This is a genomic window from Microbacterium sp. NPDC078428 (assembly GCF_044542535.1).
Taxonomy (GTDB): Bacteria; Actinomycetota; Actinomycetes; order Actinomycetales; family Microbacteriaceae; genus Microbacterium; species Microbacterium limosum.
In genome coordinates, this window is sequence record NZ_JBITUP010000001.1 from 173,873 (window position 1) to 193,792 (window position 19,920).

Annotated in this window: 16 protein-coding genes and 3 tRNA genes; 9 read left to right on the top strand and 10 right to left on the bottom strand. The window is 71.2% G+C overall.

Translation table 11 applies throughout. The annotated features are described in order from the left end of the window. Together ACIGCK_RS00850 and ACIGCK_RS00855 are read left to right on the top strand one after the other, a co-directional pair. A partial coding sequence (locus ACIGCK_RS00850) for a PKD domain-containing protein (RefSeq protein ID WP_396663050.1) occupies positions 1–998 on the top strand: 998 nt, incomplete at its 5' end. A gap of 74 nt (positions 999–1,072) precedes the next feature. Beyond that, positions 1,073–2,350 (top strand): hypothetical protein, encoded by a 1,278-nt coding sequence (locus ACIGCK_RS00855; RefSeq protein WP_396663052.1) that lies wholly within the window; start codon positions 1,073–1,075, stop codon positions 2,348–2,350. Here ACIGCK_RS00855 and ACIGCK_RS00860 read toward each other — a convergent pair. Further along, positions 2,326–3,639 (bottom strand): lipopolysaccharide biosynthesis protein, encoded by a 1,314-nt coding sequence (locus tag ACIGCK_RS00860; protein ID WP_396663054.1) that lies wholly within the window; start codon positions 3,637–3,639, stop codon positions 2,326–2,328. The two genes, ACIGCK_RS00855 and ACIGCK_RS00860, sit on opposite strands and share 25 nt — an antisense overlap. Before the next feature lie 136 nt (positions 3,640–3,775). On the opposite strand from ACIGCK_RS00860, the gene ACIGCK_RS00865 reads away from it, so the two are divergent. Both ACIGCK_RS00865 and ACIGCK_RS00870 read left to right on the top strand, forming a co-directional pair. Continuing rightward, a complete protein-coding gene (locus ACIGCK_RS00865) occupies positions 3,776–5,170 on the top strand; it encodes a polysaccharide biosynthesis tyrosine autokinase (protein WP_396663056.1) in 1,395 nt (464 codons plus the stop codon). Between the two features lie 103 nt (positions 5,171–5,273). Continuing rightward, positions 5,274–6,416 carry a glycosyltransferase gene (locus ACIGCK_RS00870; protein WP_396663058.1) on the top strand — a complete coding sequence of 381 codons (1,143 nt, stop codon included), beginning with the start codon at positions 5,274–5,276 and terminating at the stop codon, positions 6,414–6,416. On the opposite strand, the gene ACIGCK_RS00875 is transcribed toward ACIGCK_RS00870, so the two are convergent. The 8 genes from ACIGCK_RS00875 to ACIGCK_RS00910 form a co-directional block, all read right to left on the bottom strand. Beyond that, complete coding sequence (locus ACIGCK_RS00875) at positions 6,413–7,558, bottom strand: glycosyltransferase (protein WP_396663060.1); 1,146 nt, start codon at positions 7,556–7,558, stop codon at positions 6,413–6,415. The genes ACIGCK_RS00870 and ACIGCK_RS00875 overlap by 4 nt on opposite strands. A 38-nt stretch (positions 7,559–7,596) precedes the next feature. Continuing rightward, on the bottom strand, positions 7,597–9,192 hold the full coding sequence (locus ACIGCK_RS00880) for a hypothetical protein (RefSeq protein WP_396663061.1): 1,596 nt from the start codon (positions 9,190–9,192) through the stop codon (positions 7,597–7,599). Next, positions 9,153–10,397: a DUF1972 domain-containing protein gene (locus ACIGCK_RS00885; protein WP_396663063.1), complete on the bottom strand. Its 1,245-nt coding sequence runs from the start codon at positions 10,395–10,397 to the stop codon at positions 9,153–9,155. Before ACIGCK_RS00885 ends, ACIGCK_RS00880 begins: the two co-directional genes overlap by 40 nt. Positions 10,398–10,399: 2 nt before the next feature. Beyond that, on the bottom strand, positions 10,400–11,965 hold the full coding sequence (locus tag ACIGCK_RS00890) for a sugar transferase (RefSeq protein WP_396663065.1): 1,566 nt from the start codon (positions 11,963–11,965) through the stop codon (positions 10,400–10,402). Between the two features lie 193 nt (positions 11,966–12,158). Continuing rightward, entirely contained in the window at positions 12,159–12,731 is a 573-nt protein-coding gene (locus ACIGCK_RS00895; protein WP_396663066.1) for a 2'-5' RNA ligase family protein, read from the bottom strand. A 136-nt stretch (positions 12,732–12,867) separates the two neighbouring features. Next, positions 12,868–12,940: transfer RNA gene (locus tag ACIGCK_RS00900), tRNA-Phe, on the bottom strand. A 64-nt stretch (positions 12,941–13,004) separates the two neighbouring features. Beyond that, positions 13,005–13,078, bottom strand: a tRNA-Asp gene (locus ACIGCK_RS00905). 20 nt (positions 13,079–13,098) lie between these two features. Next, positions 13,099–13,171 (bottom strand) — tRNA-Glu (locus ACIGCK_RS00910). 214 nt (positions 13,172–13,385) lie between these two features. Between ACIGCK_RS00910 and ACIGCK_RS00915 the strand changes: the two genes are divergently transcribed. After that, positions 13,386–14,774 carry a M23 family metallopeptidase gene (locus tag ACIGCK_RS00915; protein ID WP_396663068.1) on the top strand — a complete coding sequence of 463 codons (1,389 nt, stop codon included), beginning with the start codon at positions 13,386–13,388 and terminating at the stop codon, positions 14,772–14,774. Between the two features lie 79 nt (positions 14,775–14,853). Here the strand turns inward: ACIGCK_RS00915 and ppa are convergent, their stop codons facing one another. Continuing rightward, positions 14,854–15,387 carry an inorganic diphosphatase gene (gene ppa, locus ACIGCK_RS00920; protein WP_330170963.1) on the bottom strand — a complete coding sequence of 178 codons (534 nt, stop codon included), beginning with the start codon at positions 15,385–15,387 and terminating at the stop codon, positions 14,854–14,856. Between the two features lie 124 nt (positions 15,388–15,511). On the opposite strand from ppa, the gene tilS reads away from it, so the two are divergent. The 4 genes from tilS to folE all read left to right on the top strand — a co-directional run bounded on the left by tilS (position 15,512) and on the right by folE (position 19,909). After that, positions 15,512–16,507, top strand: coding sequence for a tRNA lysidine(34) synthetase TilS (gene tilS, locus ACIGCK_RS00925; RefSeq protein WP_396663071.1), 996 nt, complete (start codon positions 15,512–15,514; stop codon positions 16,505–16,507). A 122-nt stretch (positions 16,508–16,629) separates the two neighbouring features. Continuing rightward, positions 16,630–17,181: a hypoxanthine phosphoribosyltransferase gene (gene hpt, locus ACIGCK_RS00930; RefSeq protein ID WP_330170965.1), complete on the top strand. Its 552-nt coding sequence runs from the start codon at positions 16,630–16,632 to the stop codon at positions 17,179–17,181. A gap of 124 nt (positions 17,182–17,305) precedes the next feature. After that, complete coding sequence (gene ftsH, locus ACIGCK_RS00935) at positions 17,306–19,315, top strand: ATP-dependent zinc metalloprotease FtsH (protein ID WP_396663073.1); 2,010 nt, start codon at positions 17,306–17,308, stop codon at positions 19,313–19,315. Positions 19,316–19,318: 3 nt separating this feature from the next. Then, positions 19,319–19,909 (top strand): GTP cyclohydrolase I, encoded by a 591-nt coding sequence (gene folE, locus ACIGCK_RS00940; protein ID WP_396663075.1) that lies wholly within the window; start codon positions 19,319–19,321, stop codon positions 19,907–19,909. Positions 19,910–19,920 lie beyond the last annotated feature (11 nt).

Consider the following 19,920-nt stretch of genomic DNA (forward strand, 5'->3'; position numbering starts at 1 on the left):
CGGTGTCGTTGACGGTGACCGATGATGACGGTGCCACGCACACCACGACCGGTCAGGTGACCGTGACGGCACCGGATGACGAAGAGCCCCCGGCGAACATTGCTCCGGTGGCGTCGTTCTCGTCGGCGGTGTCTGATCTGGTGGTGCAGGTGGACGGGTCGGGGTCTTCGGATGCCGATGGTTCCGTGGTGTCGTATGCGTGGGGATGGGGTGATGGTTCCGCGGCGGGGTCGGGGGCCACGGCGTCTCACACGTATGCGGCGGCGGGGACGTACACGGTGTCGTTGACGGTGACCGATGATGACGGTGCCACGCACACCACGACCGGTCAGGTGACCGTGACGGCACCGGATGACGAAGAGCCCCCGGTGGGCGAGTTCGCTGCGGCGGATGATTTCGAGCGGTCGGTGGGTTCGGGGTGGGGTTCTGCCGACACGGGCGGGGCGTGGAGCGTGCTCTACGGCCCGGCGGCGAGCGCGACCGTCACGGGTGGGAAGGGGACCGTGACCCTGTCGACGTCCGAGACCCGTAACTTCCTGCTCAACGCGACGCCGGTTCGCGACGCCGACGTGCGGGTGGACGTCGCCCTCGACGCGGCGCCGTCGACGGGCAACTCCTACGTGGGTGTCGTCGCGCGCCAGGGAGCGAGCGAGAACTACCAGGTCAGGGTGTGGCTGCGAACGGACGGCAGCGTCTGGCTGGTCGCGCAGCGCGGCGGAACGGTGCTGGGGGTGTACCCCGTGCCCGGGCTGACGCGTGCGGCGGGCGACACCTTCACGCTCCGTGCCAGCGTCACCGGCGCAGACCCCACGACGATCGCCGCCAAGATCTGGCGGGCCGGCCAGCCGGAGCCCGCCGACTGGCAGATCTCGGTCACCGACGCGACGGCGGGGCTGCAGGCCGCGGCACCCGTCGGGCTCCACGCGAACCGCGCCGGGGCCACGACGACACCGGGGGTCTTCGCGTTCGACGCGTTCCGGCTGACCGACGTGCAGTGACGACGGCCCGGGGAGGGGCTCCGGCCCCTCCCCGGGCTAGGCTCGCTGCAGCACCGAACGGGGGGGACGGGGGCATGGGCGTGTCCATCGACATGATCATGATGCTGCTGCTCGCGCTCTGCAGTGCCGTCGTCGCCGCTCTTCTGTTCCGGGCCAGCCCCAAGCTGGCGTTCGTCGTCTGGACGGTGGTGCTGTTCTTCGTCCCGGTGTGGGTCGGAGCGACCGCGGGATTCTTCTGGGCGGCCATCACCGCGGTCACTCTCCTCGTGCTCGCGGCGAACCTGCGCTCGATCAGGCTGTCGATCGTCGATGCCCTCATGGCGGCCTTCGCCCTTCTCGTCGTCGGCCAGTTCGCGCTGCGGATGGTGACGCTCTCGGACGCGGTCATCGGCATCCTCGAGTGGACGCTCCCCTATATATGGGGGCGCGTCGTGCTCGCCCGGGTGAGCGGCTCGTTCGTGACGCGCGTGCTCGCCGCGGTCGCGACGGGCGCTGCCGCCCTGGCACTTGTGGAGTTCGCGACGGGCCAGAACGTCTTCCTCCTGCTTCCCGCGATGGGCTCGTCCTTCGAGGTGTGGGGGGAGCTGCAGCCGCGCGGAGGATTCATCCGCGTCGAGGGCGCATTCGGTCATTCGATCGCGCTGGGCGCGTCCCTGGCGATGTCCGCCGCGTTCATCCTGGCGGCCCGCTGGAGCACCGTGGTCAAGGTGCTCGCCCTCGCCGCGGTCACCGCCGCCGTCGTCGTCACGTTCAGCCGGATCGGGCTGGTCTCGCTCGTCCTGACCGTGGCGCTCTCCGTGCTGACCCTCCCGCAGGTGAGCAGGCGCACGCGGGTGGTGGTCGCCCTCGTGGGGGCGATGACCGCGGCGGTGGTCGTGCCCTTCGTCTCGGACGTCTTCCTCGAGGCGGGGCAGGAGGCATCCGGGAGCGCGGACTACCGCACCGACCTGTTCACGCTCCTCACCCAGGTTCAGCTCTTCGGGTCGGCGGGCGATTGGGAGAACCTCACGGTGGGGGGAAGCTACCTCGGCCAGTTCGCCAGCTCGATCGACAATGCGTTCCTGGTGATGGCGCTGCGGCTCGGATTCGTGCCGACGGCCCTCCTGCTCGCCGCTCTGGTCGTCGTCGCCGCGCGATGCTTCGTCCCGCGGCGGGCGAACCCGGCCGGCGTGGCGGTGGCGGCACAGCTGCCCGCCCTGTTCGCGGTGGCGTTGATCACCCAGTACGGGATGTACCTGTGGTTCCTCGTCGGTCTGGCCGTCGCCTGGTGGGAGGTGGAGCGTCCGCAGCTGCCCGCGGCCCTGGCCACCGATCGGGGCGAAGGGCGTCAGCTGCCGGCGTTGTCCCCGTAGAGGCGCCTCCGGTGATGCCTGATGTACAACGCGAAGGGCAGCACCTGGAAGATCACGACGCTGGCCGCGTTGGCAACGGGCGGCGCGAGCACCCCGAGGGGCCCGACGAGCACGATCGTCAGGACGACGGTCGACAGCGCCATCGCGAGAGCGGGCACCACCTGGAACCGGATCCCCTCCTTGTCCATGATGAACATGCCGAGGGGGTAGAGCACCGCCTGCACCGTGACCATCGCCCCGAAGGCGAGGATCAGGCCGGCCGGGACGACCAGTTCTCCGTCCGAGATGAGGTCGAACAGCCACGGCCCGATGAGCAGGATGACGGCGCAGATCAGGGCGATGCCGGCCCCGAACCCGAGCGCGAGCAGGAAGGGACCGCGTCGCAGCTCGCCGCGGGATCGCGCCTTCGTGAAGGCGGGCCAGAGCGTCACGCCGGCCGCCGCGACGAGCGCCTGCAGTGCGAAGAACACCTGACCCGCCACGCCGTACTGCGCTACCGCCACCGCCGTCGCACCCTGAGCGAGGATGAAGCGCGGCAGCACCATCGAGAGGGGGGTCGCCAGAAGCTGCGCGAGCATCGGCCAGCCCACGTCCATCACCCGCGCCCCGGCATGCCGTCTCGGTCGCAGCGAACGTGCGACGGCGCGTGGCAGCAGCTCCCCGCTGGCCCTCACCGCCACCGCCGTTCCCAGGAGCGCGGAGACGAGGGTTGCCGCGAACGACGCGACGGCGAGAAACGAGTGCAGTGCGGCGTCGCCCGTGGACAGCATGAGCCACACGAAGAGGAGGGTGAGGGGAGACACGATCCCCTGAAGCAGGATGACGAGGGGGTTGCGGCCCATCCCGAGCAGGATGCGCTGCCACATCCCGAGCCACATCCACGCCGCGAAGAGGCCCACGCACACGAAGGCGGCCAGATCGGCGTGCGGGATGTTCTCCGCCGCCGAGCCCAGCAGAGCGCGCCAGCCCCCGGTCAGGAGCAGGACGACGTTCACCGCGGTGACCGTCGCGGCAAAGATCATCTGGACGCGCAGGACGGTGAGCGCCTGGCGGGAGAGCCGCTCGTCGCGCCGGATGTCCGGGCTGGCGGCGATGGAGTTCACGACCACCGCGCCCGCCCCGAGGTCGCTGAAGGAGACCAGTCCCGGCAGGGCGACGAGCAGAGAGAAGAACGCGTAGACGTCGACCCCGCCCTGGCCGATGACGAGCCGGGCGGTGAGGATGCCGCACACGAGCGACACCGCCATGGTCACCACGCGGGCGCCGGTGGACAGCAGGGCTGTGCGCATGCGGAACCCCCGTCCCCCCAGACAAATCCGCGCAGCGGCGTAGGTACTGTAGCATCGGGATCGGACCGAGGATGCCGCATGGGGGTGCGGCGCCGCGATCATCAGGCGTCGGTCCGCCGTCGGGGGAGGACCGGTCTTGAAGTCTGATTTTTCCGGCTGGACGCTGGCCAGGGTCGGGGACGCTCTGCGCAAGTTCTGGCTGCTGATCCTGGCGCTCACGCTCGTCGGAGGGGTCGCCGCGTTCGGCCTCTCCGCCACCGTGACGCCGGTGTTCCAGTCGACCGCCACGCTCTACTTCGCCCTGAATCAGGGCACCAGTGCGTCCGACCTGAACCAGGGCTCCACCTACACGCAGAACCAGATGCTCTCGTTCGCTCAGCTGGCCACGTCCTCGCGCGTCCTCGAGCCCGTGATCGAGGAGCTGGACCTCGAGGACACCCCGCGTCAGCTCGCACGCTCGATCGCGGTGTCCATCCCGCAGGACACGGTCATCCTGCAGGTGCAGGCCTCGTCCACCGACCCCGAGCAGTCCGCGGCGATCGCGAACGCCATCTCGGAGAGCCTCGCCGCCGTCGTCGGGGAGGTGGCCCCTCGCGGCACCGAGGGATCCGCCACGATCACGGCGACCGTGATCGACGAGGCGGTCGTGCCGCTGTTCCAGGCCATCCCCAACAAGCCCCGGGACGCGGCGCTCGGCGCCTTGCTCGGGCTCATGCTGGGCGTCCTCACCGCTCTCGTCGTGGCGATGGCGGACACGCGGATCCGCACGGAGGAGACGCTCGCTCAGGTGACACCGGCGCCGATCCTCGGGTCGATCACACGCACCCCGTCGCCCGGCGGCGGCCCGCAGGGGCTCATGGTCGCGAGGGAGCCGCTCGGGCACACCGCGGAGGAGTTCCGCCGCATCCGCTCGTCGCTGACGTACGCCTCGGTGGCCGATCGCGCCCGCCGCATACTCATCACCTCGTCGGTGCCCGCAGAGGGGAAATCGACGTTCGCGGCGAACCTCGCGCTCACGCTCGCCGGGCTCCGTCACAGCGTGCTGCTCATCGACGCCGATCTGCGCCGCCCGCGCGTCGCGGAGTACTTCGGGGTCGAGGGCGCCGTCGGGTTGACCGGAGTGCTGGTCGGAGAGGTCGACCTCGACGTCGCGAAGTACAGCCGCACAGACTCCACCCTCGACGTGCTTCCCTCGGGTGCCGTGCCCCCGAACCCGTCGGAGATGCTCACCTCCGACGCGATGCGGCAGCTTCTGGCGGCGGTGACCGATCACTACGACTTCGTCCTCGTCGACTCGCCCCCGGTCCTGAGCGTGGCGGATGCCAACCTGCTCTCGCCCCTCATGGACGGGGTCATCGTGGTCGTCGACGCGACCAAGACCCGGCGTCCGCAGCTGACCGAAACGCTTCGGATGCTGGAGAACGCGGGCGCCCGCGTCCTCGGGCTGGTGCTGAACAAGGCGCGCGCGCCGCGCCGCCGCCAGTCGTACTACGCGGACGAGGGCGCGCAGCCCGAGCTCGCACGGGATTGATCGAATTTCTCGTGACGGGGCGAGCCCTCATCGGCCATAATGGGCCGCAACGGCGACCGATCTGGGGTGGAGGGTCTGCCGTGCGGGGCGGGAGGGGTACCGCGTGGAATTGAGCGTGATCGTGCCGACGTTCAACGAGGCGCCCAATGTCGCCGAACTGGTGCGACGTCTCGGCGACGCGCTGCGCGGGCTCGAGGCCGAGGTCATCTTCGTCGACGACAGTACGGACGACACGCCCGCGGTCGTCATGGCGGTGGCCGCCGAGGCGCCGCTTCCGATCAGGCTCATCCATCGGGAGCGCCCGACGGGCGGCCTGGGCGGCGCGGTCATGGCCGGTGTGGATGCCGCGGCATCCGACCTCTGCGTCGTGATGGACGGCGACCTGCAGCATCCGCCGGAGAAGATCCGCGAACTCGTGAGCGAGTACGAGCGAAGCGGCGCCGACGTCGTGGTGGCGTCCCGGTACGCCGGCGGCGGAACGTCGGGGGGATTGAGCAGCCGACTGCGCGTGCTCGTCTCCAGCGCCTCCACTGCGGTGACCAAGGCGATGTTCCCGATCCGCCTGCACGGGTGCAGCGACCCGATGACGGGGTTCTTCCTCGTCGATCGTCGGGTCGTGGACGGGGAGGCCCTGCGACCGCGGGGATTCAAGATCCTGCTGGAGATCCTCGCCCGCCAGAACCTCCGGGTATCGGAGATCCCCTTCGACTTCGCGGACCGGCACGCGGGAGAGTCGAAGGCGTCCCTCCACCAGGGGTTCCGGTTCCTCACCCAGCTCGGTTACCTGCGATTCGGGAAGATGTCGCTGTTCGCGATCATCGGCGGTCTCGGGGCGGTGGCGAACCTGTTGATCATGGCCGCGCTCATCGCCTTCGGGCTCGATTACGTCTGGGCGGCCGTGATCGCCGCCGAAGCCACGATCATCGGCAACTTCCTCCTCATCGAGAGGTTCGTCTTCCGGGATATGAGGGATGCCGCGTCGGGCGTCTGGGTGAGATTCGCCAAGTCCTTCTCCTTCAACAACGCTGAGGCGCTCGTACGGATCCCGGTCATCTACCTGCTGGTCGAGACCTGGCACGTCTCCAGCATCCTGGCGGCGGCGCTGACGCTCATCGTGGCGTTCGTCGTCCGGTTCGTGTTCCACTCGCTGGTCGTCTACGCCCCTCGGAACCCCGTGGCGAGCTCGGCCGCGCGACGCGTGGTCGAGGCGGTCGACACCGAGGTCGTGAAGCCGGGGGAGCTCTAGCCCTCGGGGCTCACGGCGCGGGCGATCGCTTCCCGGTACCGCCGGGGCGCGTGGCGATCCGCGGCCCGCGCGGCCTGAGCGGGCAGGTCGGTCACGATCCGCGGCCAGTCGGCGGCGAGTTCGGTGAGGGCGCCGGCCAGCGCCGCCGGATCGTCGGGCGTGACCAGCCGGGTCGTCGTGTAGCCGCCGGCGGCCTCCCGCAGGCCGCTCGTGTCGCTCGCGACGACGGGCCGACCGGCGAGCACGCCCTCGACCGCGGTGTTGCCGAACGGCTCGTCGATCCGCGATGGAACGACGAGCACGTCCGCCGCCGCGATCCGCGGCCACACGTCGGCGACGAACCCCGTGAAGCTGACGTGCACGGCGGTGTCGGACGCGGCGAGCTCCCGCAGCTCGCGTTCGTACCACTCGTAGCCGGGAAAGGTGGAGCCGATGAGCTCGACGTGCACCGGGTCGCCGCTGCGGCCGAGACGCTGCGCCGCCCGGATGACGACGTCGGGACCCTTCCTCGGCGAGAGCCGCCCGACGTAGGCGACGCGGAGCCCCTTCGTGAGCTCGGGGCGGGCGGGTGCCGGCCGCTCGGGACCGGCGACTCCGTTCGGCACGACCGTCGCGCGGTCATCCAGCGAGGGGAACGAGGCGAGCATCGTGCGCAGACTGAATCTGCTGTTGACGAGCACGCGATGGGCGCAGAGCAGCGGTGAGTAGAGCACGGCGTTGACGATCCGGTGCGCGGATGCCTCGGCCTCGTGCGCGTGGCTGATCGTGCGCCGGCCCCGGGCGCGCGCGATGATCGGCCACGCCGGCAACGTGAGGGTGCTGATGTAGACGGCGTCCGGATCCACCCTCGTGATGAGGCGCCATGCGGACCCCGTGCCGCGGAAGAGGTCGCGGAGGAGCCGCGACCAGCCGCGAGGCCGCAGCAGCGCCTTCCGCAGGACGAGCATCGAGGTCACGACCACCCGCGCTCCCGTGGCGGAGAGGTGCTCCACGAGCGGACCCGCGTCGGGGAGCGCCACGACGACATCGAACCCGGCGTCCCGCATGCCCGCGACGCTTTCGAGAAGCATCCGGTCGGACCCGAACAGCTCGGCGCCCGGGTGCGCGACGAGCACCGTGTGGGGCCGAGGGGAGGAGGTCATCCCGGCCGAGCCTACTGCGCGGCGCGACCCGCGGCCGATCACGGGCACCTCGCCGGGATCAGGCGCAGGATGCCGAAGCTCTCCTCCGGTGCAAGCGAGGCGTCGCCGCAGCCGCTGTCGGCGAGGGCCCGCCGCGCCTCGCCGGGGGTGAAGGCCCCGCGGGTGTAGACAACCCATGCCCTCTCCGCGTCGCCGTCGCCCGACGCGGTGGTGCGCAGGGGGTCGGCCGCGTCCACCCGGCGGACGGAGACCACCGGCTGCGTGCCGGTGGTCAGGTCGCTCTGGAGGGCCGATACCCAGCCCTTGTCGCCTCCCGCGCGGGCGAGCCCGGAGGCGACGCCCACCTCGTTGTAGAGCTGGACGACGACCAGGGTGTCGCCGACGGCCACCTCGCCGGAGAGTCGCCGGGCGAGCCCGGGGAAGTCGTCCACACGCCACTCCTGCGCCAGCACGGGTGCGGAGAACACGGCGGCGCTGACGATCGGGGCGGCGACGACGACGATCGCGAGGGCGCGGCGCAGGGTGCTCCGCCCCGATTGCCAGGCGCCGAGCCGCGCGGCGGCCGCGCCCACCAGGAGCCCCCAGCCGATCACGCCGGGGGCGAGATACGTCGTGCGCAGATACGGCGTCGCGGTCACCGATATCGCAAGCAGGATCGCCCAGGGTCCGCACGCCAGCGTGACCGAGCAGGCGAGGAGGGCGAGCTCCCGCGCCCGCGCCGGCCGCGGCATCCTGAGGGTCAGCGTCACGGTGACGACGGCGACGACGAGGAGAATCGCGACCGCGACGAGCTCGAGGCGCTCGAAGGCCCCCTCGCGCCGGTAGGTCAGCGTGCTGGCGAGCGAGCCCGCGGCGCTGCGCGGGTCGGGCCGGGGGATCCACGCGACCTGGGCGCTCTGCGACGCGGCGAGCAGCGCGAGCGGGACGACGACCGCGACAGCGGCGGCGGAGGCGAGCAGCCAGCGCCCGAGCGCCCGGCGCGACGCGGCGAGCACGGCGAAGGCGGGCAGGGCGAGCAATGCGAACAGATGCATGAGGCCCGCTGCGGCGACGGCGGCGGCATAGCCCGCCCACCGCAGGACGTCGCGCCGCGGCGCCCCGCGGCGACCGGTCGCGGTCGTCATGGCGAGCAGCGCGAGGGCGACGAACAGGATCGCCAGGGCGTAGGGTCTGCCGGTGGCGGCGAGCTGGAGCGAAAGCGGGTTGAGGCCGACCATGAGCCCGGCGGCGAGCGCCGCGGCATCCCCCCACCATCGCCCCGCGATCACCGCGACGACGGTGGCGGTCAGCGCGGCCGCGAGGACGGAGGGCAGACGCAACCCGACCGCCCCCGGAAGCACCGCCTGTCCGGCAGAGCTGAGCAGGTAGTACGGCGCCAGGACGGCGTCGACGTGGCCGACCGCGCTCAGCAGGTCGGGCAACGGCAGCTGGGCGAAGGACAGTGAGGCGATCTCGTCGCGCCACAGCGGGGTGCGCGTCGCGATGACGGTCGCCAGGATCAGGACGAGGGCCCCGGGCAGCGCGACCGACGCGATGCCACGCGCGCTCCACCGATCCGTGCTGCGCGCGGTGGCCGGCGCCGCCGTGCGGGAGCTCAGCGGCGAAGGTCCGCGTGGGCGGAGGCGCTGGACCACGGTGCGGGCGATCGATGTGCGCTGCGGCCGACGGGGTGCACGCTCTCGCCCGAAGCGAGGCGGAGCGCGAGTCGCTCGTAGTCGTCGGCGACGCGGTCCCAGCGGAAGACCTCCGAGACGCGCTGCTTGCCCGCCAGCCCCAGATCCTGCGCCCGCTGCACGTCGCTCTCGACTCCGGCCAGCAGCGCGGTCAGGTCACGGGCGTCCTCGAAGAACCAGCCCTGAGAGTCGAGCACCTCGCGGTTGAACGTCACGTCGTAGGCCACGACGGCCGCGCCCGCACCCATCGCGCGCAGCAGCGAAGGGTTCGTCCCTCCCACGGAATGGCCGTGGATGTATGTGAAGGAGTGGGCGTAGAGAGCGTCGAGCAGCTCCTGGTCGTAGATGCCGCCGAGGAACCGGATGCGGGGGTCATCGCCGGCCGCATCGTGGATGCGCTGCGTGTACTCCGCGCTGTACGGTGCGGAGCCGACGACGGCCAGTGGCATCGTGGCGGTGCTGCGACGGTAGCCCTCGACGATCTCGAGCACGTGGTTCTCGGGTTCGAACCGCGCGACCACGAGGTGGAAGCCGCCCGGGGTCAGCCCCAGCTTCTCGACGCCGTCGACGGGGAGGTCGCCGAGCACGGGCGCGCCATACCGGATGAGTTCGGTGGGCACCCCGAACTGGTGGTCGTAGTAGTCCGCGATGCCGGGCGCGTCGGCGATCAGGGCGTCTGCCTGACGCACGCCGAACTCCTCGGCGAAGCGGTAGTAGGCCTTGCCCCGCGCGCCCCACTTGGAGCGCTTCCACTCGAGCCCGTCCATGTGCAGCGCCGTGCGGATGCCGCGGGCCCGCAGCAGCGGGAGGAACGGGGCGTTGGCGGCGTTGAAGACGAAGGCGGCATCGGGGCGCCGTCGGGCGATCGCGTGCAGGGTCGACAACCCGGTGTGGCTCAGCGTCTCGAGCTGCTTCTGACGAAGGGCGGGCAGGTGCACGACCCGCATGCCCAGGTACTCGCGCTCGCGGGACTCGGAGCCGCGCGTGTACACGCACACGCGGTGTCCGCGCTCGACGAGCCTGCGTCCCACCTCCTCGACCGCGGTCTCGAAGCCGCCGTAGGCCGCGGGCACCCCGCGGGTGCCGATCATCGCGATCGTCAGCGTGCGGGTGGCGGACCGCGGCGGAGCGGTCTGGAGAAGGTCGAGATTCTGTTCGATGACCATGGTCAGTAAGCGCCCTTCGGATGGATCATGACCTTGCCCGTGCGCCACATGATCATGAGATCGTTCATGACCGACCAGTTCTCCACGTAGCGGAGATCGAGTCGTACGCTGTCGTCCCACGACAGATCGCTGCGGCCGCTGATCTGCCACAGACCTGTGATGCCGGGCTTGATGTACAGGCGACGGAAGACGGTTCCGTCGTACGCGGTGACCTCGCTGGGCAGCGGGGGTCGCGGCCCGACGATGCTCATGTCGCCGATGAGCACGTTCCAGAACTGCGGCAGCTCGTCGATCGAGTGCGCGCGGAGGAAGCGGCCGACGCGGGTGACCCGGGGATCCGCCTTCAGCTTGAAGAGGGGCCCTGCCCCGTCGTTGCGCACCCGGAGTTCCTCGACTTCGCGCTCCGAGCTCTCCCGCATCGAGCGCAGCTTGAGCATCGCGAACTCACGGCCGTCGCGCCCGACCCGCGTCTGACGGAAGAACACCGGTCCCCGCGAATCGGCCTTGATCGCGATCGCGGCGACGGGCAGCAGGGGCAGCATGACGGCGAGCGCGAGGCTCGAGACGGCGATGTCGAGAGCCCGCTTCAGCAGGTGCTGCCCGCCCTCGTATACGGGGATCCGGACGTGGATGAGCGGCAGGCCGTCGACCGGGCGGAAGGACAGCCGCGGACCCGCCACGTCCGTGAGTCCGCTGGAGACGACCAGCTCGGCCGCCGTCCCCTCGAGCTGCCAGCTGAGGCGCCGCAGATGGTCGGGGTCATCGGGTGGCAGGCTCGCGACGATGATCGTATCGGCGCCGAGTTCCTGCGCGATGACGGCGGCGCTGCCGGCGGTGGAGACGATGTCGTATCGCCGGCCGGCGACGACGAGGCTCGCTGCGCCCTCGTCGTCGGTCGCCGCGCCGACGACGATGTAGCCGTGCAGGGCATCGCGCTGGAGCCGGTCGATCATGCGGGCGATGTCGATGCGGGAGCCGACCACGATGGCCCGGGAGGCGTAGTGACCGAACCGGCGCTGTGCGATCAGCCACCGACGCCAGCCCCACCGCGTCGCCAGCAGGGCGAGGAGTCCGAGCGGCATGGCGAAGATCAGCTGGACGCGCAGGCCCGGCCACTGGAAGACGAGGAAGGGGATGGCGAGGAATCCGAAGGTCAGTCCGGTCGCGTGCGCCACGCGCTTGTACTCGGTCGCCCCTGAACCGAGCACATCCGCGACGCGCGTATGCATGAGACCGAGGAAGAGCGACCACGTTGCGGCGGTCAGCAGTGGGACCCGCGCGAGGAACCACGGATCCTGCGCCAAGAGCTCGGGAGCCCAGATGAGGACGGGGATGAGGGCGGCGGCCGCGACGACGACGAACACGACGACCGTGTCGGTGGCACGCAGCCGCCGCACGTACCGGCGCTCCCAGAGCCGTCGCATCTCGAGGCCGGGCTGGATCCGCGGCGTCACCGTCGTGCGAAGCGCCGCGTCGACGGCGCGCGGAGCGGCCACCGGCCGGTAGTCCTCGACGAGCGCAGCGCGGGGCGGCAGGACCGGCGCGACGGTCGGCTCGGCGGCCGTCATCCCTCGGTCCCCGCGAATTGCGTGCGCGAAGCGTCCCCACAGAGCATGTCTTCCCCAATGACACTCGCCGGATGCCCCAGCATCCGTCGTTCCCCAGCACTCCCGGCGATCCCACATCCCCGCACCGGTGTCCCAAACACCGGCGTGCGCGAGTCACTCTACTGCACGTGCCTCGCGCGGCAACAGGGGCGCGTCACGAGGCGTTGACCGGGTCGTCATCCCCCGGGATGCCTGCGTTCTCGTTGCGGCCATCGAAGCCGCCGAGGTCGGTGACAGTGGCGGATCGCTTGTCCCAGCGCCGCAGCCGCCCCGCTCGTCCCCGGATCTCGCCGCCGATCAGGGGCAGTACCGCTGCGATGTCGGCGAGCCGGACACGTCGCGCGAGTGTGACGTGGGGTGTCCAGTCTCCCGCCGCGGTGTGGGGGAGATCCTCGTCCTCGCCGGCTGCGCCGTGGACATCGGCGTGGAGGCGCAGCAGCGCCGCGGTGGGGACGACCGATCGCGCCAGGACGCGGCGGTCGCCGCCGCCGAAGAGCAGAGGAGCCCCCAGCGTCACGGCGAACGGGGGCCGGGGGGAGGTCAGGTCCGGGAGCGGAGGCAGCGACCGACGCGCGAGGAGCGTGACGTGTGGACGGTTGCTCTCGGCGGTGTGGGCGGCGAGGCTCGACAGGCCCGCCTCGGCCAGCGCCTCCCACTCCGCACGGATGGCGGCCTCGGTCGCGGGATCCAGCAGGAGCTCGATGCTCACCACGTTCTCGGAGTGCATCGCCTCAGCATCTCGCATCGTGCGCGCGTGCCGCATGAGAGGCATGCTCGCCGCTGCCGCTCGGTGATCGGCCACCGCCACAAGAAGGCGGACATGAAGAAACCCCCTCCATGTAGAAGCTAGGAGAGGGCCTCAGTGGCTCCGACCGGCATCGATCCGGTGACCTTTCGATTTTCAGTCGAACGCTCTACCAACTGAGCTACAGAGCCGCACGGTGAACGCATCGCCGTGTCCTAAACGAAAAGCCCTCCGAGAAGGGCTTGTCGCTCGGAGCGACCCTGACGGGACTTGAACCCGCGACCTCCGCCGTGACAGGGCGGCACGCTAACCAACTGCGCTACAGGGCCATGCTTATTCAGTTTTTCCGTGACCCCAACGGGATTCGAACCCGTGCTACCGCCGTGAAAGGGCGGCGTCCTAGGCCGCTAAACGATGGGGCCGAGCGAACCTCAGGGGCTCACGCTTACCGACGGTCAAGCATACGCATTAGCCGACAAAATCGCCAATCGGGGGCGCGGCGACCCGGCGCGGACCGATGAGGGGAGCATGCTTGGCTCGGCGCCCGGGCGCCCCTCGGCAGACCCTGACCGTTGCGCGTGTGAAAGATGTTGCTTACTGTGGTTGATGTTATGGACTCGAGTCGGGGAGGGCTACGTGTCGGAAACGCCTGATGGCGTGCGCGGGCCGGCGAGCGCCGAGAGCCTCGCCTGCGAGCCCACCCGGAGCGCCTTCGGTGCCACGCGTCGCCCCGCACTCTCGCGTCGACGGATGCTGGGGCTCGGCGCCCTCGGCCTGATCGCCGTCGGCGCCGCGGCATCCGTCGCCGTCCCGATCCTGCCCGCGTTCGCGGCCGACTACCCGACGTGGGACGACGTCCAACGCGCGAAGGGAAACGAGGCGGCCAAGGCCGCCGAGGTCACCCGCATCCAGAACCTCATCCAACAGCTCGCGGCCAACGTGGCGCGCACGCAGGCGGCCGCCGAGGCCGCGGCGGCCGAGTTCTTCGCCGCGGAGGAGGCCTTCTTCGCGGCCGCCGCGCGTGCCGACGACCTCCAGGCCCAGGCCGACGCCCAGGCCGCCGAGGCGGCCGCGGCATCCACCCGGGCCGGCCGGGTCGCCTCCCAGCTCTACCGCAGCGGCGGCGACGACACCTCTCTGGAGCTCTTCTTCTCCGGGTCGCCCGACGGTGCCGAAGACCTGCTGGGCAAGCTCGGCACGATGGACAAGGTGCTCGAGCGCAACCGCGAGACCTTCGCCGGCGCCGTCACCGCGCGCAACAACGCGCAGTCGCTCAGCGACCAGGCGGCCGTGGCCCGTGACGAGCGCGACCGCCTCAAGCAGGAGGCCGAGCAGAAGATGATCGCCTCGCAGGAGGCCGCGCTCGCCGCGCAGGCCGCCCTGGACGAGCAGGCGGAGTACATCGTCGTGCTCGAGGCGCAGCTCGCCGCGCTCCAGGACGCGACGGCCCAGACGGTCGCCGGCTACCAGGCCGGCGTCGAGGCGCGCCGGCGCGCGGAGGAGGAGGCCCGACGCCGCGCCGCGGAAGAGGCCCGGCGCCGCGCCGAGGAGGCCGCGAGGCAGAACCAGAACAACGGGGGCGGCAACGCCAGCCCCCCGGGCCAGCCGAGCGGATCGGGTTGGGCGCGTCCCTCGGGCGGTCGCGTGACGGGTCGCTACGGCAACCGCGCGCAGATCTGCACCCCGGGCTACGGGTGCACCGGCTACCACTACGGCACCGACATGGCCAGCGGCTGGGGCGGCGGGATCTTCGCGGCCGGCTCGGGACGCGTGACGTACGCCGGCTCGTACGGCCAGTTCGGCAACCAGATCCGCGTCGACCACGGCGGCGGCATCACCACGACGTACTCGCACTGCAGCTCGTTCCTCGTCGGCTACGGGACGAATGTCTCGGCCGGCCAGCTCATCGCCCGCGAGGGCGACACGGGACTCGTCCAGGGCGCGCACCTGCACTTCGAGGTGCACCAGGGCAGCTCGCGCATCAACCCGGAGTCCTTCATGGCGGCCCGCGGCGTCGGCATCTGACGCCACCGCCGCCCGCGGCCGGAGACGACGAACGCCGAGGATCCCGCGGGATGCCTCGGCGTTCGCTACGCGGTGACGGTCAGAGCGTCGAGGGTGCTTCGCCCTCGCCCTGCGTGCGGGTCTGACCCTCGTGCTCGTCGAAGCGCTCGATCGACTCGGCGAGCAGGCGCTCCGCCTCGGCGGCATCCGCCCACTCGTCGACCTTGACCCACTTGCCGGGTTCGAGGTCCTTGTAGTGCTCGAAGAAATGACCGATCTCGTTCTTCGTGTGCTCGGGGATGTCCTGCACGTCCTGGATGTGGCTCCAGCGCGGGTCCTTCGCCAGCACGGCGACGAGCTTGTCGTCTCCGCCGGCCTCGTCGCTCATCTTCAGCACGCCGACGGGGCGCACCTTGACCATGACGCCCGGGTGCATGTCGTAGTCGAGCAGCACGAGCACGTCGAGCGGGTCGCCGTCCTCGCCCAGCGTGTTCTCGAAGAAGCCGTAGTTGGCGGGGTATCCGAACGCGGTGTACAGCACGCGGTCGAGGTAGACGCGGCCCGTGCCGTGGTCGACCTCGTACTTGATGCGGCTGCCGCGGGGGATCTCGATGACGGCGTCGTGGGCGCTCATGGTGCTCCTCGGTGCGGGCGTGGGTAGGTCGGCGGATGCCGCGGACCAGCCTAGTGCGGCCATCTCGGGCATCGTCGCCCGGCCGGGCCCATCCCCGCGCGCCTCCCCGCGGTAGCGTGAGCGGATGCCCGAACGAGAGCCCCTCGCGCCGGCCGTCGCCGCCACCCGGCTGGCGGTGCGGCGGGCGCTGGCCCCGTACGCCGGCGGCGCGGTCGTCGCGGGCGTCTCGGGAGGGGCGGACTCCCTCGCGCTGGCGGCCGCGCTCGCCTTCGAGGCGCCCGCGCTCGGCATCGCGGCCGTCTCCGTCACGGTCGACCACGGGCTGCAGGCCGGGTCGGATGCCGCCGCCCGCGATGCGGCGGAGGCGTGCCGGGCGATGGGGCTCGAGGCCCGCATCGCCCGTGTCGAGGTCGCCGGCCCCGGGGGGCCCGAGGCGGCCGCGCGCCGGGCCCGCCTCGACGCCCTGCGGGCGGCCGCGGCCCAGGTCGGCGCCCGGGCCGTCCTCCTCGCCCACACCCTCGACGACCAGGCGGAGACCGTGCTGCTCGGTCTCGCCCGCGGGTCGGGGGCGACGAGCCTCGCGGGGATGTCGCCCGCGCGGCGCGATCCCGACGGCCTCACGTGGCTGCGCCCGCTGCTGGGGCTCCGCCGCGGCGACACGCTCGCGGCGTGCGCGGCGCAGCACCTCGTGCCCTGGCAGGATCCGCACAACGCCGACGAGGCCTTCGCCCGGGTCCGGGTGCGCCGGAGCGTCCTTCCCCTGCTCGAGGCCGAGCTCGGCCCCGGCGTCGCGGAGGCGCTCGCGCGCACCGCCGACCAGCTGCGGGAGGACGACGAGGCGTTCCGGGACATGATCGACGAGACGATCGAGGACATCGTCGAGCACGCCGAGGCGGGCATCGCCGTGTCGGTCGCCGCGCTCGCGGCCAACCCGGCGGCGCTGCGCCACCGCGTCATCCGCCACGTCGTCGCGAGCGAGTTCGGCGTCTCGCTCACGCGCACCCAGACCCTCGAGGTCGGCCGTCTCGTCACCGACTGGGCGGGGCAGGGCCCCATCGATCTGCCCGGATGCCGCGCGACGCGCTCCGGCGGCATGGTGGTGTTCGCGGCCCGCGCGTGAGCCCGCGCGCCGCGAACGGTCGCGACACGCCGCGCCCGGCGCTCGACGCGCGGCGTGTCGCGACCGTTCGTCGCGGGGACGGCCCGCGCGTGAGGGGGATGCGGCGCGCCTAGACTCGATCCATGCGCGCCGCCGACATCGCCGACGACCTGACCGACGTCCTCGTCACCGAGGAGCAGATCGCCGCCAAGCTCGAGGAGCTGGCCGCACAGGTCGCCCACGACTACGAGGGCAAGGACCTCCTGCTCGTCGGGGTCCTCAAGGGGGCGGTCATGGTGATGGCCGATTTCTCCCGAGCCCTGCCGATGCTCGTGCCGATCGACTGGATGGCGGTTTCCTCGTACGGCACCGGCACGCGCTCGAGCGGCGTCGTGCAGATCCGCAAGGATCTCGACACCGATTTGCACGGCAAGCACGTGCTGATCATCGAGGACATCATCGACTCCGGCCTGACCCTCAGCTGGCTGCTCGAGAACTTCGCCTCCCGTGGTGCGGCGTCGGTCGAGGTGCTCGCCCTGCTGCGCAAGCCCGACGCGATGAAGGTGCACGTCGAGTGCCGCTACGTCGGCTTCGACATCCCGAGCGACTTCGTCGTCGGCTACGGGCTGGATTACGCCGAGAAGTACCGCAACCTCCGGGATGTCGCGGTGCTCGCGCCGCACGTCTACTCCTGACGCCGGCCCGCCCTCGTACGCCGTGGGCGAATGCACAGGTCACCCCTAGCGAGCCCGCGATACTCTGGGGCGACCGCCGTGGGCGGACCTGCGACGAAAGGGAACCGGGGCGACCCCCGCCACCATGGACTTCAAGAAGATCTCCCGCAACCCCCTGATCTACGTTCTGCTGATCGGGGTGCTGCTCATCGTGGGCTTCACGCTCATCTCGAGCCTCGGCGGCGCCCGGCAGATCTCGACGCAGGAGGGCCTCACCCTCCTCGCGGGCGACACCGTGACCGAGGTGGTCAACACCGACGGCGACCAGAGGGTGGACCTCACCCTGTCCGAGGCGTACGACGGCGCCACCGACGTGCAGTTCTACTACGTCTCGGCCCGCGCCGACGAGGTGGTCTCGGCGATCGATGCGGCCGACCCCGCCGACGGCTACAACGACGTGGTCCCCCAGCCCAGCTGGTTCGACGGGTTCCTGTCCCTCATGATCCCGCTCCTTCTCCTCGGCCTGCTGTTCTGGTTCCTCCTCTCCTCCGCGCAGGGCGGCGGGAGCAAGGTCATGCAGTTCGGCAAGTCCAAGGCCAAGCTCGTCTCCAAGGAGTCCCCGACCGTCACCTTCGCCGACGTCGCCGGCTCGGACGAGGCGATCGAGGAGCTTCAGGAGATCAAGGACTTCCTGAAGGACCCCTCCAAGTTCCAGGCCGTCGGCGCCCGGATCCCGAAGGGCGTGCTGCTGTACGGCCCTCCCGGAACGGGCAAGACGCTCCTCGCCCGCGCCGTCGCGGGGGAGGCGGGAGTGCCGTTCTACTCGATCTCGGGCTCGGACTTCGTGGAGATGTTCGTCGGCGTCGGCGCGAGCCGCGTGCGCGACCTCTTCACCCAGGCCAAGGAGAACTCGCCCGCCATCATCTTCATCGACGAGATCGACGCGGTCGGCCGTCACCGCGGCGCCGGCATGGGCGGCGGGCACGACGAGCGCGAGCAGACTCTCAACCAGATGCTCGTCGAGATGGACGGCTTCGACCCCAAGGTCAACGTCATCGTCATCGCCGCGACGAACCGTCCCGACATCCTCGACCCCGCCCTGCTGCGCCCGGGGCGCTTCGACCGGCAGATCGGCGTCGACGCTCCCGATCTCAAGGGACGTCAGCGCATCCTCGAGGTCCATGGCCGGGGCAAGCCGCTGGCCGACGGCGTCGATCTCGAGGTCGTGGCCCGCAAGACTCCCGGCTTCACGGGCGCAGACCTCGCGAACGTCCTCAACGAGGCCGCCCTGCTGACGGCGCGCTCCAACGCGCAGCTCATCGACAACCGGGCCCTCGACGAGGCGATCGACCGCGTGATGGCGGGGCCGCAGCGCCGTACCCGCGTCATGAAGGACAAGGAACGGCTGATCACGGCCTACCACGAGGGCGGCCACGCCCTCGCCGCGGCCGCGATGAACCACACCGACCCCGTCACGAAGATCACGATCCTGCCCCGCGGCAAGGCCCTCGGCTACACGATGGTGCTGCCGCTCGACGACAAGTACTCGATCACGCGCAACGAGCTGCAGGATCAGCTCACCTACGCCATGGGCGGGCGCGTCGCCGAGGAGATCGTCTTCCACGACCCGACCACCGGCGCCTCCAACGACATCGAGAAGGCCACGAACATCGCGCGCAAGATGGTCACCGAGTACGGCATGACGACGCAGGTCGGCCCCGTCAAGCTCGGCCAGAGCAGCGGCGAGGTGTTCATGGGGCGCGACATGGGCCACGGCCGGGAGTACTCCGAGACCGTCGCCGAGCGGGTCGACGTCGAGGTGCGCGCCCTCATCGAGCAGGCGCACGACGAGGCCTACCAGGTCATCAACGACAACCGCGACATCCTGGACCGCCTCGCCCTCGAGCTGCTGGAGAAGGAGACGCTCGACCACCTCCAGCTCGAGGACCTCTTCAAGGACGTCAAGCGCCTCCCGCCGCGCCCGCAGTGGCTCTCGAGCGACAAGCGTCCCGTCTCGCAGCTGCCGCCCGTGAAGATCCCGCCGCAGAAGCTGCCCGAATCGGTCGCGGCCGACGTCGTCGCCGAGGAGGAGGTCGCGCATCGCGCCCAGCCGCACCGCCGGCCCTCCGGCCAGACGCGACCAGCCACCGCCTGACCGATGGCCGTCGACACACAGCGCGTCGAGGCGCTCGTGCGTGAACTGCTGATAGCGATCGGCGAGGATCCCGAGCGGCCCGGTTTGAAGCGCACGCCGCAGCGCGTCGCCGAGGCGTACGCGGAGTTCTTCGCCGGACTGGATCAGGATGCCGGCGAGCCGCTCTCGCATCCCATCTCCGTCTCTCGCGGGCCCGAGCCCGAGACCGTGCCCTCGGGCGCCGTCATGGTGCGCGACATCGCCTTCCGCTCGGTGTGCGAGCACCACCTGCTCCTGTTCCGCGGCGTCGCGCACATCGCGTACCTGCCGGGGGAGGAGGTGGTCGGGCTCGGGGCGCTGCCGAAGGTCGTCGACATCCTCGCCGCCCGCCCGCAGGTGCAGGAGCGGCTGGGCGAGCAGATCGCCGACACGATCGAGCATGCGCTCGATGCACGCGGAGTGCTCGTCGTGCTCGATGCGCGCCACGGGTGCGTCACGATGCGCGGCGGCCGTCAGCCCGACGCCACGACCGTGACGATCGCGGCGCGCGGCGAGCTCGCGGAGCCGGCGGCCCGCGCGGAGCTGGTGGCCCTCATCGGCGGGACCCGCTCGTGACGACGCTCGTG